The organism is Kineococcus auxinigenes (assembly GCF_050871525.1).
Taxonomy (GTDB): Bacteria; Actinomycetota; Actinomycetes; order Actinomycetales; family Kineococcaceae; genus Kineococcus.
In genome coordinates this window covers 179,321-193,580 of sequence record NZ_JBKBCT010000001.1, presented here as the reverse complement: position 1 = coordinate 193,580, position 14,260 = coordinate 179,321, and the positions used below count along the sequence as shown (strand labels likewise).

Annotated in this window: 12 protein-coding genes; 8 read left to right on the top strand and 4 right to left on the bottom strand. The window is 73.1% G+C overall.

Annotated elements, in window-relative coordinates; all coding sequences use genetic code 11:
* Positions 1 to 2: 2 nt before the first annotated feature.
* From ACRYR9_RS00890 to ACRYR9_RS00880, 3 genes are all read right to left on the bottom strand, one after another.
* Positions 3 to 2,258 carry a polyribonucleotide nucleotidyltransferase gene (locus ACRYR9_RS00890; protein WP_432491764.1) on the bottom strand — a complete coding sequence of 752 codons (2,256 nt, stop codon included), beginning with the start codon at positions 2,256 to 2,258 and terminating at the stop codon, positions 3 to 5.
* Between the two features lie 283 nt (positions 2,259 to 2,541).
* Positions 2,542 to 2,811 carry a 30S ribosomal protein S15 gene (gene rpsO / locus ACRYR9_RS00885; RefSeq protein ID WP_337060991.1) on the bottom strand — a complete coding sequence of 90 codons (270 nt, stop codon included), beginning with the start codon at positions 2,809 to 2,811 and terminating at the stop codon, positions 2,542 to 2,544.
* A 394-nt stretch (positions 2,812 to 3,205) separates the two neighbouring features.
* Entirely contained in the window at positions 3,206 to 4,150 is a 945-nt protein-coding gene (locus ACRYR9_RS00880) for a bifunctional riboflavin kinase/FAD synthetase (protein WP_432491762.1), read from the bottom strand.
* A gap of 126 nt (positions 4,151 to 4,276) precedes the next feature.
* Here ACRYR9_RS00880 and pgi point away from each other — a divergent pair, with 126 nt between their 5' ends.
* Positions 4,277 to 5,968, top strand: coding sequence for a glucose-6-phosphate isomerase (gene pgi, locus ACRYR9_RS00875; protein ID WP_432491760.1), 1,692 nt, complete (start codon positions 4,277 to 4,279; stop codon positions 5,966 to 5,968).
* A gap of 65 nt (positions 5,969 to 6,033) precedes the next feature.
* On the opposite strand, the gene ACRYR9_RS00870 is transcribed toward pgi, so the two are convergent.
* Positions 6,034 to 6,954 (bottom strand): sugar-binding transcriptional regulator, encoded by a 921-nt coding sequence (locus ACRYR9_RS00870; RefSeq protein WP_432491758.1) that lies wholly within the window; start codon positions 6,952 to 6,954, stop codon positions 6,034 to 6,036.
* Between the two features lie 94 nt (positions 6,955 to 7,048).
* Between ACRYR9_RS00870 and ACRYR9_RS00865 the strand changes: the two genes are divergently transcribed.
* The 7 genes from ACRYR9_RS00865 to ACRYR9_RS00835 all read left to right on the top strand — a co-directional run bounded on the left by ACRYR9_RS00865 (position 7,049) and on the right by ACRYR9_RS00835 (position 14,259).
* The gene (locus ACRYR9_RS00865) at positions 7,049 to 7,843 is read left to right on the top strand and encodes a GolD/DthD family dehydrogenase (RefSeq protein WP_432491756.1); all 795 of its coding nucleotides are present in this window, start codon (positions 7,049 to 7,051) and stop codon (positions 7,841 to 7,843) included.
* 29 nt (positions 7,844 to 7,872) lie between these two features.
* Positions 7,873 to 9,471: a sugar ABC transporter ATP-binding protein gene (locus ACRYR9_RS00860; RefSeq protein ID WP_432491754.1), complete on the top strand. Its 1,599-nt coding sequence runs from the start codon at positions 7,873 to 7,875 to the stop codon at positions 9,469 to 9,471.
* Position 9,472: 1 nt separating this feature from the next.
* On the top strand, positions 9,473 to 10,477 hold the full coding sequence (locus tag ACRYR9_RS00855; RefSeq protein ID WP_432491752.1) for an ABC transporter permease: 1,005 nt from the start codon (positions 9,473 to 9,475) through the stop codon (positions 10,475 to 10,477).
* Between the two features lie 92 nt (positions 10,478 to 10,569).
* Entirely contained in the window at positions 10,570 to 11,613 is a 1,044-nt protein-coding gene (locus ACRYR9_RS00850; protein ID WP_432491834.1) for a substrate-binding domain-containing protein, read from the top strand.
* Positions 11,610 to 12,362, top strand: a complete 753-nt coding sequence (locus tag ACRYR9_RS00845; protein ID WP_432491750.1) for a GolD/DthD family dehydrogenase — start codon at positions 11,610 to 11,612, stop codon at positions 12,360 to 12,362. Before ACRYR9_RS00850 ends, ACRYR9_RS00845 begins: the two co-directional genes overlap by 4 nt.
* Before the next feature lie 53 nt (positions 12,363 to 12,415).
* Positions 12,416 to 13,489 (top strand): NAD(P)-dependent alcohol dehydrogenase, encoded by a 1,074-nt coding sequence (locus ACRYR9_RS00840; protein WP_432491748.1) that lies wholly within the window; start codon positions 12,416 to 12,418, stop codon positions 13,487 to 13,489.
* A complete protein-coding gene (locus tag ACRYR9_RS00835) occupies positions 13,486 to 14,259 on the top strand; it encodes an SDR family NAD(P)-dependent oxidoreductase (protein WP_432491746.1) in 774 nt (257 codons plus the stop codon). The genes ACRYR9_RS00840 and ACRYR9_RS00835 overlap by 4 nt, the downstream gene beginning before the upstream one ends.
* Position 14,260 lies beyond the last annotated feature (1 nt).

Below are 14,260 nucleotides of genomic sequence, written 5' to 3'. Positions count from 1 at the left end.
GGTCAGGCGTCGGCCGTCGCGGCGTCGGCGGTCTCGGCACCCTCGGCGGCCGGCGCGTCCTCCTCGGCCACGACCGGGACCAGCGAGAGCTTGCCGCGCGGGTCGATCTCGGCGATCTCGACCTGCACCTTCTGGCCCACCGCGACGACGTCCTCGACGTTGTCGACGCGCTTGCCGCCGGAGAGCTTGCGCAGCTGCGAGATGTGCAGCAGGCCGTCCTTGCCGGGCAGCAGCGAGACGAACGCCCCGAAGGTGGTCGTCTTCACGACGGTGCCGAGGTAGCGCTCGCCGACCTCGGGCATCGTCGGGTTGGCGATCGCGTTGACCGCCGCGCGGGCCGCCTCCGCCGAGGGGCCGTCGACCGCGCCGATGAACACGGTGCCGTCGTCCTCGATGGAGATGTCGGCGCCGGTGTCCTCCTGGATCTGGTTGATCATCTTGCCCTTGGGCCCGATGACCTCGCCGATCTTGTCGACGGGCACCTTCACCGTGATGATGCGCGGTGCGGTGGGCGACATCTCGTCGGGGGCGTCGATGGCCTCGGCCATGACGTCCAGGATGTGCAGGCGCGCGTCGCGGGCCTGGGTCAGGGCCCCGGCGAGGACCGAGGCGGGGATGCCGTCCAGCTTGGTGTCCAGCTGGATGGCGGTCACGAACTCCTTGGTGCCGGCGACCTTGAAGTCCATGTCGCCGAAGGCGTCCTCCGCTCCGAGGATGTCGGTCAGCGCCGCGTAGCGGGTCTCACCGTCCACGGTGTCGGAGACCAGGCCCATCGCGATGCCGGCGACGGGCGCGCGCAGCGGCACACCCGCGTTCAGCAGCGACAGGGTCGAGGCGCACACCGAGCCCATCGAGGTGGACCCGTTGGAGCTCAGCGCCTCGGAGACCTGGCGGATCGCGTAGGGGAACTCCTCGCGGGCCGGCAGCACCGGCACCAGCGCGCGCTCGGCCAGGGCGCCGTGACCGATCTCGCGGCGCTTGGGCGAACCCACCCGGCCGGTCTCACCGGTGGAGTACGGCGGGAAGTTGTAGTTGTGCATGTAGCGCTTGCGCGTCACCGGCGACAGCGTGTCCAGCTGCTGCTCCATGCGCAGCATGTTCAGCGTGGTGACGCCCAGGATCTGCGTCTCGCCGCGCTCGAACAGGGCCGAGCCGTGCACGCGGGGCAGGACCTCGACCTCGGCGGACAGCGTCCGGATGTCGGCCAGGCCGCGCCCGTCGATGCGCACGGAGTCGGTGAGGATGCGCTGGCGGATCAGCTTCTTCTGCACCGCGCGGTAGGCCGCGGAGATCTCCTTCTCGCGGCCGGCGAACTGCTCGGAGAGCGACTCGCGCACCTGCGCCTTGACCTCGTCGACGCGGTTCTCGCGCTCCTGCTTGCCGGCGATCGCCAGCGCCTGGGCGAGGTCGCCGGAGACGGCCTGCTCGACGGCGGCGTAGACGTCGTCCTGGTAGTCCAGGAACAGCGGGAACTCGGCGGTGGGCTTGGCGGCCTTCGCGGCGACCTCGGCCTGCGCCTTGACGAGCGCGGCGATGTGCGGCTTGGCGGCCTCCAGGCCCTGCGCGACGACCTCCTCGGTCGGGGCGGCGGCGCCCTGCTCCTTGACCAGCGTCCAGGAGTTCTCGGTCGCCTCGGCCTCGACCATCATGATCGCGACGTCCTCGGTGCCGTCCGCGGCGGTGACGACGCGGCCGGCGACGACCATGTCGAAGACGGCCCGCTCGATCTCGGAGTAGCGCGGGAAGGCGACCCACTGGCCGTCGATCAGCGCGATGCGCACGCCGCCGACGGGGCCGGAGAACGGCAGGCCCGCGAGCTGGGTGGACAGCGACGCGGCGTTGATGGCCACGACGTCGTAAGCGTCGTCGGGGTGCAGCGCCATGACGGTGACGACGACCTGGACCTCGTTGCGCAGGCCCTTGACGAAGCTGGGGCGCAGCGGGCGGTCGATGAGGCGGCAGGTCAGGATCGCCTCGGTCGAGGGGCGGCCCTCGCGGCGGAAGAACGAGCCGGGGATCTTCCCGGCGGCGTAGCTGCGCTCCTCGACGTCCACCGTCAGCGGGAAGAAGTCGAACTGGTCCTTCGGGGACTTGCCGGCGCTGGTGGCGCTCAGCAGGAAGGACTCGCCGTCCAGGTAGACGGCGGCGGAGCCGGCGGCCTGCTTGGCCAGGCGGCCGGTCTCGAAGCGGACGGTGCGGGTGCCGAACGAGCCGTTGTCGATGACGGCTTCGGCGGCGGTGATCTCGGGACCCTCCACGGGTTCCTCCTCTGTGATCGGTGCGGTTCTCGCACCGGCGCGTGCCCGGCGGGGGGCGTCCCCCCGCCGGTCCGGCCTTCGATCGAGGCCCACGGGCGCTGTGCGCCCGGAGGCCACTACCGAGGACCGGCACGACGCTGCGCGGTGCGGCTGACGGAGTGCTGCGGTCAGCACCCCGAGTCTGCCCGGGGTCGGGCGGTCGCGCGCGGCAACGGGTCCGGGGACCCGCCCGGGGCGCGACGTGCAGCAGGGGCGGTCCCGGAGGGACCGCCCCTGCGCCGCCTCAGCGGCGGATGCCGACCCGCTCGATGATCGAGCGGTAGCGGTTGATGTCCTTCTTCGCCATGTACTGCAGCAGGCGGCGGCGCTGGCCGACCAGCAGCAGCAGCCCGCGGCGGCTGTGGTGGTCGTGCTGGTGCGTCTTGAGGTGCTCGGTCAGGTCGCGGATGCGCTGGGTGAGCATCGCCACCTGGACCTCCGGCGAGCCGGTGTCGCCCTCGCTCGTGGCGTACTCGGCCATGATCTTCTTCTTGGTCTCGGCATCGAGGGGCACGGTGCTCTCCTGAGTCTCGTTGCGCGGTGCTCCGGGGCTGATCCACCCGGGCTCTCTGGGTCCGCGGCCGGTCGAACGGCTCGCCCAGGCTACCAGCCGGTGCGCGACGCTCCGCGACGGCCGTGTCGCGGCCGACTTCCGGAGGTGGGCCCGCGTCCCGGGGTCGGCTGGCGTCCCGGGCGCCGGGGAGCTCCTCCAGCGGCACCTGCGGCGGCGGTCCGGCACCACGACGCCCACGGTGGGGACGACGGGACGGGGGCGGGTGCGGAGGCCGGCGTCCGGAGCCCGCCGCGCGCACCCGGGCGAGCCGGTGCACCCCGCAGCGGGCGGAGAGCCGGCCGCAGCACCCGCCACCGGGCCACCCCACCCAGCCACAGGGGGCACCGCGAGGGGCTCAGACGAGCCCGAGCAGCTCCCGGCAGCGCTGCACGTCGCGCCCCATCTGCTCCACGAGGGCCTGCGCGCCGTCGAAGCGGCGCGTCGAGCGCAGGTGGTGCAGGAAGTCCACGGCGACGCGCTCGCCGTACAGGTCCAGGCCGGTGCTGTCGACGCAGTGCGCCTCCACGCGGCGCTCGACGCCGTCGAACGTGGGGTTGGTGCCCACCGAGACCGCCGCGGGCAGGCGCTCGCCGGAGGGGCGGTGCAGCCACCCGGCGTACACGCCGTCCGCGGGCACCAGGCCCTCGACGTCGTCGGCGCAGAGGTTGGCGGTGGGGTAGCCCAGCTCGCGGCCGCGGTGGTCGCCGTGCACGACGGTGGCGCTGACGCGGTGCGGGTGCCCCAGCACGGCCGCCGCGCGCTCGACGTCCCCGGCGGCCAGCGCCTCGCGCACGGCCGTGGACGACCAGCGCGGCGGGGCGCCGTCGTCGCCGAGGTCGTCCAGGGCGGTCACCGCGAAGCCGTGCCGCTCCCCCAGCTCGCGCAGGGTGGTCAGGTCGCCGGTGTTGCCGCGCCCGAAGCGCACGTCGTGGCCGACGACGACCTCGACCGCCCCCAGCGCCCGGACGAACACGTCCGCCACGAAGCGCTCGGGGCTCCAGCCGGCCAGCTCGCGCGTGAACGGCAGCACGAGCACCGCGTCCAGGCCGCAGGCGGCCATCAGCTCCAGGCGGTGCTCCAGCCCGGTGAGCAGGCCGGGGGCCCGCTCGGGGACGAGCACCTGCAGCGGGTGCGGGTCGAAGGTGACCGCCACGGCGGCGGCGGCGCGCTCGCGGGCCGCCCGCACCACCCGCTCCAGCACGGCGACGTGCCCGCGGTGCACCCCGTCGAAGTTGCCGATGGTGACCACCGACGGGCCGAAACCGGGGTCCACGTCTGCCAGTCCGTCCCACCGCTGCACCCGCACACTGTGCCAGCCGCCCGCCGCGGTCGCGGCCGGCGGGTGCGGCGATACCGTCTCGTGCGGCAGAAGACCCACGACACCACGGCCCGGGGACGCCGGGCCGGCAGCGCTGGAGGCGGACGCGTGAACGCAGGACCTGTCGACCCCACCACGACGAGCGCGTGGGCGGCCCTGGCCGCGCACCGCGCCGCCACCACCCCGGACCTGCGGAGCTGGTTCGCGCAGGACCCGCAGCGCGCCGACCGCCTGACGCTCGACGTGGCCGACCTGCGGGTGGACCTGTCGAAGAACCTCGTCACCGACGAGACGGTCGAGCTGCTGCTGCAGCTGGCCGAGCAGACCGGGGTGCCGGCCCGCCGGGACGCCATGTTCGCCGGGGAGCACATCAACGTCACCGAGGACCGCGCCGTGCTGCACACCGCGCTGCGCCGGCCGGCGGGCGCGCAGCCGGCGCTGGTCGTGGACGGCCAGGACGTGGACGCCGACGTGCAGCGCGAGCTGGAGAAGGTGTCCGCGTTCGCGGAGTCGGTGCGCTCGGGCGCCTGGACGGGCGTGACCGGCAAGCGGATCGCCACGGTCGTCAACATCGGCATCGGCGGCTCCGACCTCGGCCCCGTCATGGCGTACGAGGCCCTGAAGCCGTACGTGCAGGCGGGCCTGGAGTGCCGCTTCGTCTCCAACATCGACCCCACCGACGTCGCCGAGACGACGGCGGACCTGGACCCGGAGACGACGCTGTTCATCGTCGCCTCCAAGACGTTCGGGACCCTGGAGACGCTGACGAACGCGCGCCTGGCGCGCACCTGGCTGTGGGAGCGGCTGGCCGCGGCGGGCGTGCTCGCCGACGACGACGAGGCCCGCCGCGGTGCGGTCGCCAAGCACTTCGTGGCCGTGTCCACCGCGCTGGAGAAGGTCGAGGCGTTCGGCATCGACCCGGCCAACGCGTTCGGGTTCTGGGACTGGGTGGGCGGGCGGTACTCGGTGGACTCCGCGATCGGCACGTCGCTGGCCGTGGCGATCGGGCCGGAGCGGTTCCGCGAGTTCCTCGCCGGTTTCCACGCCGTCGACGAGCACTTCCGCACCGCGGAGCCGGCCGCGAACGTGCCGCTGCTCATGGGGCTGCTGAACGTCTACTACGTCGGCCACTGCGACGCGCACACCCACGCGGTGCTGCCGTACTCGCAGCTCCTGCACCGGTTCCCGGCGTACCTGCAGCAGCTGACGATGGAGTCCAACGGCAAGTCGGTGCGCTACGACGGCTCGGACGTCACCACCGCCACCGGAGAGGTGTTCTGGGGCGAGCCGGGCACCAACGGCCAGCACGCCTTCTACCAGCTCATCCACCAGGGCACCCGGGTGGTCCCGAGCGACTTCATCGCGTTCGCGAACCCGGCGCACCCGCTCGTGGACCACGACGCGGGCGGCGCGGACGTGCACGCCCTGTTCCTGGCGAACTTCTTCGCCCAGACCAAGGCGCTGGCGTTCGGCAAGACCGCCGAGGAGGTGCGCGCCGAGGGCACCGCCGAGGACGTCGTCGCGGCCCGCACGTTCTCCGGCAACCGGCCCACCACCTCGATCATGGCGCCGGCGCTGACCCCCTCGGTGCTCGGCCAGCTCATCGCCCTGTACGAGCACGTCACGTTCGTCCAGGGCGCGGTGTGGGGCATCGACAGCTTCGACCAGTGGGGCGTGGAGCTCGGCAAGAAGCTGGCGATGGAGATCGCACCCGCCCTCACCGGGGACGCCGCGGCCCTTCAGTCCCAGGACCCGTCGACCGCCTCGCTCATCCGGTACTACCTGGAGCAGCGGGGCTGAGGCTCGAGCAGCGCGGCTGACGGGGCGCCCCGCGCCCCGGCTCACGAGCCGGGGCGCGGGGTCCTTCACGGTTGCACCAGCAACCGCCGCGCGAGGTGGACGTCGGTGACGATCGACGACACGAGCCCCGAGAGCAGCAGGGCGCGCACGGCGCGCGTCTTGCCCCGCCCCCCGGCAACGCCGATGACGTCGGGGACGGCGCGCAGTTGCTCCTCGCTGAGGGCCACGCGCCTGTCGTCCAGCGCCCGGATGCGGCGGCCTCCCGCATCGACGAGGAGCCCGCCGGTCTCCCCCACCACCCCAGCCGCAGCCAGCCGGCGGGTCTCCTCGGGACCGATCATCGCGGGGATCTGCGACAGCTCGGTCGTCCACGCCCCGACAGCGACGACCGCCTTCGTGACCCGCGAGCAGGCGGTGAGGGTTGAGCGGATGGCACCCGCGGACAGCAGGGCCCGCGCCGTGCGGGCGTCCGGCACCACGATCGGCGCGAACAGCGAGTGCACGCGCCCCCCGTTGCGCTCACTGATCGCCCGGGTGATGTCCGTACCGGTGTCGCCCACCGCACCACCCATGCCGGTGATCTGCACGACGTCACAGGACGCCAGGCCGGCGAGGTGGCTGGTCATGGTGCGCAGGGTCCGGCCGCAGTCGACCCCCAGCAGGTCACCCGCGACGACGACCTCGCGCAGCAGCTCCCCCGCGACCTGCCCCAGCGCCTCGCGCACCCCGGGGCCGTCGTCCGTCTGCACCGCCAGGGCCCTCCGCAACCCGTACCGCACGCGCACCTGCTCGGAGACTTCGTAGTCGATGCCCGGGGGAGCACGCACCTCCACGCGGACGATCCCCTGAGCGACCGCGGTCTGCAGCAGCCGACCCACCTTGAAGCGCGACAGATCGCGCTCGCGGGCGATGTCCACCCGGGAGACGCCGTCGACGTAGTGGCGCCGCGCGATGGCGACGAGTTCGGCCAGCTCCTCGGGTCCCACCTGCTCATGTGAGCAGGTCGGTTGACGGGTGTGCAACACGCTCCCAGGATTCGACCCGTCACCACACGCGACGGAGCGGGAGAGGGACCACCACATGACTGCGCAGACCCCCACGCGCACCGACCCCACGGACGAGGGAGTCGACCTCAGCTTCCGGCTCGAGGGACGCGTGGCCCTCATCACCGGCGGCGCCTCCGGGATCGGCAGCGCCATCGCCGGCGTCTTCGCCGAGCGCGGCGCGCGCGTCGTCGTCGTCGACCTCGACGGCGCAGCCGCAGAGCGCCGGGCCGCCGAGCTGGACGGCGACGCCCTCGGCCTGGCCGGCGACGTCTCCGACCCCGCCGCCACCGCGGGGTTCACGGCCGCTGCGCTGCGGGCCACCGGTGGGATCGACGTGCTGGTCACCTGCGCAGGCATCGTCGACCTCGCTCCCGCCGAGGAGCTCGAGCCCGCCGTGTTCGCCCGCACGCTGGCCATCAACCTGACCGGGACGTTCCTCACGGCTCGCGAGGTGGGACGCAGCATGCTCGAGCGCGGCCGCGGCAAGGTGATCACGATGGCCTCGCAGGCGGCGTCGGTCGCCCTCGACGGGCACGCCGCCTACTGCGCCTCCAAGGCCGGTGTCGTGGGCCTGACGCGAGTGCTGGCCAGCGAGTGGGCGGACCGCGGCGTCACGGCGAACTCCATCTCACCGACGGTCGTCCTGACCGAGCTCGGTCGCAAGGCGTGGGCGGGCCCGAAGGGCGAGGCCGCCCGGGCCGCCATCCCCACGGGCCGGTTCGCCCTGCCCCGCGAGATCGCCGCGGCCGCTCTGTTCCTCGCCTCGGGCGCCTCCGACATGGTCAACGGCACCGACCTGGTCGTCGACGGCGGCTACACGATCCGCTGACCCCCGCCCCCACGACCGAGGAGCACCCCGTGAGCACGGTGGAGCTGGGCACCAGCCGGGACGTCGTCCTGGAGTGCCGAGACCTGCGCAAGTCCTTCGGCGGCGTACCCGTCCTCACGGGCGTCTCGCTGGCCCTGCGGCCGGGCACCGTGACGGCGCTCGCCGGCGAGAACGGCGCCGGCAAGTCCACGATGATGAAGATCGCAGCCGGTCAGTACCGGGCGGACTCCGGCTCGGTGCGGGTGCGCGGTGAGGAACTGGCCGCGGGCAGCATCCGCGACGCCCACCGCCTGGGCGTGGCGATCGTCCCGCAGGAGCTCGCCTCCATCGCCCACATGACCGTCTACGAGAACCTCTTCGTCGGCCGGGAGCTGAAGACGAGGATCGGGACCCTGGACCGCCGGGCCATGGCCGCGCGCGCCGCGGAGATGCTGGAGGTCTTCGGTGTGGCGATCCCCCCGGACGCCCGCATGGGGTCGCTGCCCGTGGGTCTGCAGCAGATCGTGGAGATCGTCAAGAACTCCAGCCGTGGTGCGCAGGTCGTCCTGCTCGACGAACCCAGCTCCGCGATCTCCGAGCGGGAGGTCGAGGGCCTGTACCGGGTCGTGCGGCGGCTGCGCGACTCCGGGGTCGCCATGGTGTTCACCACCCACAAGATGGCCGAGATGCGCGCCATCGCCGACCGCGTCGTCGTCCTGCGCGACGGCGGGCTCGTCCTCGACGAGGACATGGCCGACGTCTCCGACGACGACATCGTCACGGCCATGATCGGCCGGGAGCTGGAGGACCTCTTCCCGACGCTGCACACGGTGCCGGCGGACGCCGAGCCGGTGCTGCGCGTCGAGGAGCTGAAGGTGGCGGGCGCTTCGCGGGCCGTGAGCCTGCAGGTGCGCCCCGGGGAGGTCCTCGGCCTGGCCGGCCTCGTCGGCGCCGGCCGCACCGAACTGCTCGAGGGCCTGTTCGGGGTGCGCGCGACCACCGCGGGACGCGTCGTCGTGTCCGGCCGGGAGGTCAAGCGCCGTTCACCGGCCGCCGCCATCAGCGCGGGCATGGCCCTGGTGCCCGAGGACCGCAAGCACGCCGGAGCGGTCATGGGCCTGTCCGTCCTGGACAACGGCACGCTGCCCAGGCTGGACAGGTTCAGCGTCGCGGGGTGGCTGCGCCAGCGGGCGCGCTCCCAGGACGTCGGCGAGGCGATGCGCTCGGTGCGGCTGAAGAGCCGCGGCCTCTCCCAGGAGGTCGGCACGCTGTCCGGCGGCAACCAGCAGAAGGTCGTGCTGGCTCGGTGGCTGACCGAGCACGTGGACGTCCTGCTGCTCGACGAGCCGACGCGCGGTGTCGACGTCGGTGCGCGTTCGGAGATCTACCGCATCATCACCGAACTGGCCGCCGCGGGCATGGCTGTCGTCATGGCCTCCTCCGACATGACGGAGGTCGTCGGCCTGGCCCACCGCGCGCTCGTCATGCGCGACGGCGGCGTCGTCGCCGAGCTGGACCGCCCGGCGCTGCAGCGCCCGGACGTGCAGGAGGTCATCTTCCGCGCCAGCTCCGGCCTCGGAGCGCGTCCCGCCACCCCCACCGACCCGCACGCCGGGCCTTCCACCGTCTCCACCGCCGAGGACGCCTGACATGACTTCCACCGACACCGCGGCCGCACCGGCCGCCGCACCCGCCCGATCCCGGCGGTTCACCCGGGAGTGGATCGTCGCGCAGCTCATCCGGCGCGCGATGCTCATCGTGATGCTGCTCGTCATCGCCTTCTTCAGCTACCGCAGTCTGCGGTTCACCTCCCCGGAGAACCTGCAGAGCATCCTCGTCGCAGCTGCGCCGTTCGCGCTCATCGCCCTCGGCCAGACGCTCGTCATCCTCACCGGTGGCATCGACCTGTCCGTCGGCAGCGTCATCGCGGTGGCCGGGATGACGGGAGCCGCCGTGGCCAAGGCGAACCCCGGCCAGGTGTGGATGACCGTGCTCGCGGCGATGGCCGTGGGCCTGCTCGCGGGCGCGATCAACGGCGTGCTCGTGTCGCGCGTCGACGTGCCCCCCTTCATCGCCACGCTGGGCATGCTGACGGCGGCTTCCGGCATCGCCTACGTCATCGGCGGCGGCGCCCCCATCAACGGGTTGCCCGCGGAGTTCGGCCGCATCGCCAACACCGAAGTGCTCGGCCTGCAGATCCCCGTCATCGTGATGATCATCGGGATCGTCGGCCTCGCGGTCGTCATGCGCCGGACGTCCTACGGCATGCGCGTCTACGCGGTCGGCGGCAACCGGGTCGCCGCCGAGATCGCCGGCGTCAACACCCGCCGCACGTTGTTCAGCGTCTACGCCATCAGCGGCCTGCTCGCCGGGCTCTCCGGGGTCATGCTCGCCTCGCGCGTCATCTCCGGGCCGCCGAACCTGGGCGCCGGTTACGAGCTGGACGCCATCGCCGCCGTCGTCATCGGTGGTGCCAGCCTCATGGGCGGTCGCGGGACCGTCTGGGGCACCGCCCTGGGCCTGCTCCTCATCCAGACCCTCAACAACGGCCTCGACCTGCTGCTCGTACCGGCGTACTGGCAGAGCGTCATCACCGGCGTCCTCATCGTCGCCGCCGTGGCCGTCGACGTCTGGTCCACCAAGCGCCGCACTTGACCACCACGACCACCTCGCACACCGTGACGACCGGACCGAAGGAGACCCCCGTGTCGCAGTCCACCAATCCCTCGCCCCTCTCCCGCCGCACGCTGCTCGCCGGTGGGTTCGGCGTCGGGACGCTCGCGCTGGCCCTGCAGGCCTGCGGTGCCGGCGACCCCACCGCCGGCGGAGGCGACGCCGGGGACGGGGCGCAGCCGCTGCGCATCGGCGTCAGCGTCTACGACATGAGCTCGTTCATCACCGCCGGCAAGGAGGGCATGGACGCCTACGCCGAGGCGAACGACATCGAGCTGCTGTGGAACGCCGCCAACCTCGACGTCAACACGCAGGCCAGCCAGGTCGACCAGTACGTCAACGCCGGCGTCGACGCCATCATCGTCGTCCCGGTCCAGGCCGACTCGCTGCAGCCGCAGGTGGCGGCGGCGAAGGCCGCAGGCATCCCGTTCGTCGCGGTCAACGCCGAACTGAACTCTCCCGACATCGCCGGCAACGTGCAGCCCGACGACGTCGCGGCGGGTGCGGAGGAGATGCAGATGATGGCCGACGCCCTCGGCGGTCAGGGAGGCATCGTCGTGCTGCAGGGTCCGCTCGGCCAGTCTGGCGAGATCAACCGGACCAAGGGCATCCAGCAGACGCTGGCGAACTACCCGGGCATCACGATCCTCGCCCAGGACACCGCGAACTGGAAGCGCGACGAGGCGGTCAACAAGGTCAAGAACTGGATCTCCGCCTTCGGGGACCAGATCAAGGGCGTCGTCTCTGAGAACGACGACATGGGCCTGGGCGCGCTGCAGGCGATGAAGGAAGCCGGCATGACCGTGCCGATCGTCGGCATCGACGGCATCGAGGACGGGCTCAACGCCGTGAAGAGCGGCGAGTTCATCGGGACGATGCTGCAGAACGGCACCGTGGAACTCTCGGCCGGCCTCGCCGTCGCCTCGAAGATCGCCCAGGGCGAGGACGTGAACACCGAGCCGGTCTACCGGATGCCGCGCATCACGCAGGAGAACGTCGACGTCGCGATCCAGCACGTCGTCACCGAGCGCGAGCAGTTCCTCGCCGACCTGCCGGCCATGACGGAGGAGAACCTGCAGAGCGGCGACATCGCGGACGAGGGGATCCCGGGGCAGTGACCCCCGCGCCGGCCGCGGCCCCGCCCCTCCAGGGCCGGGTCGCCCTCGTCACGGGCGGAGCCAGCGGCATCGGCGCGGCGATCGTCGAAGCGCTGGAGGCGGGCGGTGCCCGCTCAGCCGTCCTCGACCGGGACGCGGCAGCGCTCGAAGAGCAGGCGGCGGGCGACCGCCTGCTGCTGCCGTGCGACGTCACCGATGTGCCGTCGGTCGAGTCCGCGGTGCAGCGGGTCGTGGACGAGGCCGGCCGCCTCGACGTCCTGGTCAACTGCGCCGGCACGGCGGCGATCGCCCCCGCGCTCGAACTGGACCTCGGCGGCTGGGAACGGACCTTGCGGGTGAACCTCACCGGCACCTTCGTCGTCAGCCGGGCCGCCGCCCCCCACCTGGCGCGCTCGGGCTGCGGCCGGATCGTCAACATCGCCTCCCAGGCGGCGACCGTGGCGCTGGCCGGCCACGCCGCCTACGCCGCGTCCAAGGCGGGCCTGCTCGGGCTCTCTCGAACGCTCGCCCTGGAGTGGGGACCCCTGGGGATCACCGTCAACTGCGTGTCCCCCACCGTGGTCCTCACCCCGCTCAGCCGCCCGAACTGGGAGAACCCGGCCGGCGAGGCTCTGCGTGAGCAGATACCCGCCGGCCGGTTCGCCGAACCCGACGAGGTTGCCGCCACGGTCGTGTTCCTCGCTGGCCCGGGCGCCGCCATGGTCAACGGGCACGACCTGCTCGTCGACGGCGGGTACACGATCCGCTGACGCCCAGCCGTCCCGAGGCCGCATCGGCCCGGGACCCCATCACCCCGTCCCCGATGGAGGAACCCGTGAGCACCGCCCCCGTCCCGTCGACCATGCGCGCGAGCGTGCTGGTGGAGCAGGGCGTCATCGAGCTGCAGGAGCGGCCGGTACCCGCCCCCGCCGACGGAGAGGTCCTCGTCCGCGTGGCCTCGGTCGGCGTGTGCGGCTCGGACGTGCACTACTACAAGGAGGGCCGCATCGGCGGCTTCGTCGTCGAGCAGCCCCTCGTGCTCGGCCACGAGGTCTCCGGCCAGGTCGTCGCGGTGGGCCGCGGGGTCGCGGAGTCGCGCGTCGGCGAGCGCGTCGCGATCGACCCGCAGCGCCCCTGCGGGCACTGCCGGGCGTGCAGGTCGGGGCGGATGAACCTGTGCCCGCACATGGAGTTCTACGCCACCCCGCCGGTCGACGGGACGTTCTGCGACTACGTCACCGCCCCCGCGGACATGGCGTACGCCGTGCCGGACGCGATGTCCGACGACGCCGCCGCCCTGCTGGAGCCGTTCTCCGTCGGGCTGTGGGCCGCGCACAAGGCGCAGGTCACCCCCGGGGACCGGGTGCTGGTCGCGGGGGCCGGGCCCATCGGGGCGATGGTGGCGCAGGCGGTGCGGGCGCGCGGTGCCGCCGACGTCGTCGTCACCGACTTCGTGGACTCCCGCCGCGAGCGCATCACCTCCTTCGGCGCCACCCGCGCCCTGCACCCCGTGGACGACGCCGGCGAGATCGCCGCCCTGGGGGCCGACGCCTTCGTGGACTGCTCCGGGGCCACCCCCGCGGTGCTGTCCGGGATCCGCGCGCTGCGCCCCGGGGGCGCGGCGGTGCTGGTGGGCATGGGCCCGGACGAGATGCCGATCCCGGTCAGCCTCGTCGCCAGCCGGGAGATCACGGTGACCGGCGTGTTCCGCTACGTGGACACCTGGCCGCGCGGCATCGCGCTGTTCACCGCCGGCGCCGTGCACCTGGACGAGATGGTCACCGCCCGGTACCCGCTGGAGCGGGTCGAGGACGCCCTGAACGCCGACTCCGACCCGCTGAGCATGAAGGCGGTGGTCGTGGTGAACCCCACGAGCGGGACGGGGGCGCGGTCGTGAGCGACGTGCTGAGCAGGTTCTCCCTCACCGGGAAGGTCGCCCTGGTCACCGGCGGGTACCGGGGGCTGGGCCGTGCGTTCGCCCAGGCCCTCGCCGAGGCGGGCGCCGACGTCGTGGTCGCCGCCCGCGACGAGGCCCGCTCGGTGGCCGCCGCGCGGGAGATCGCCGACTCGACCGGCCGGCGCGCGCTGGGGGTGCGCCTGGACGTCACCGACCGCGCGGAGGTGGAGGCGGCCGTGGCCCGCACCACCGGTGAGCTGGGTGGGCTGCACGTGCTGGTGAACAACGCCGGCACCTGCGTGCACCGCCCCGCGCTGGAGGTGACCGACGACGAGTACGACGACGTCATCACCACCAACGTCAAGGGCGTGTGGCTGCCCAGCCAGGTCGCGGCGCGGTGGATGGCGGAGCACGGCGGCGGCAGCATCGTCAACATCGGCTCGATCAGCGCCTCCATCGTCAACCGCCCGCAGATGCAGCCCGTCTACAACGCCTCCAAGGCCGCCGTGCACCAGCTGACGAAGTCGCTGGCCGCGGAGTGGGCGCCGCTGGGCATCCGGGTCAACGCCCTGGCGCCCGGGTACGTCAAGACGGACATGGCACCCGTGGACGAGCCGCGCTTCCGGCGCATGTGGATCGAGGACGCGCCCATGCAGCGCTACGCCACCCCCGAGGAGATCGCCGCCAGCGTGGTCTACCTGGCCTCCGACGCGGCCAGCTTCTCCACCGGCGCGGTCGTCGTCGCCGACGGCGGCTACACCCTCTTCTGAG

Excerpts from the sequence above, each read along its gene's own strand:
- ACRYR9_RS00865 (WP_432491756.1), top strand. The coding sequence starts at position 7,049 with ATGACTGCGCAGACCCCCACGCGCACCGACCCCACGGACGAGGGAGTC.
- ACRYR9_RS00855 (WP_432491752.1), top strand. The coding sequence starts at position 9,473 with ATGACTTCCACCGACACCGCGGCCGCACCGGCCGCCGCACCCGCCCGA.
- ACRYR9_RS00840 (WP_432491748.1), top strand. The coding sequence starts at position 12,416 with ATGGAGGAACCCGTGAGCACCGCCCCCGTCCCGTCGACCATGCGCGCG.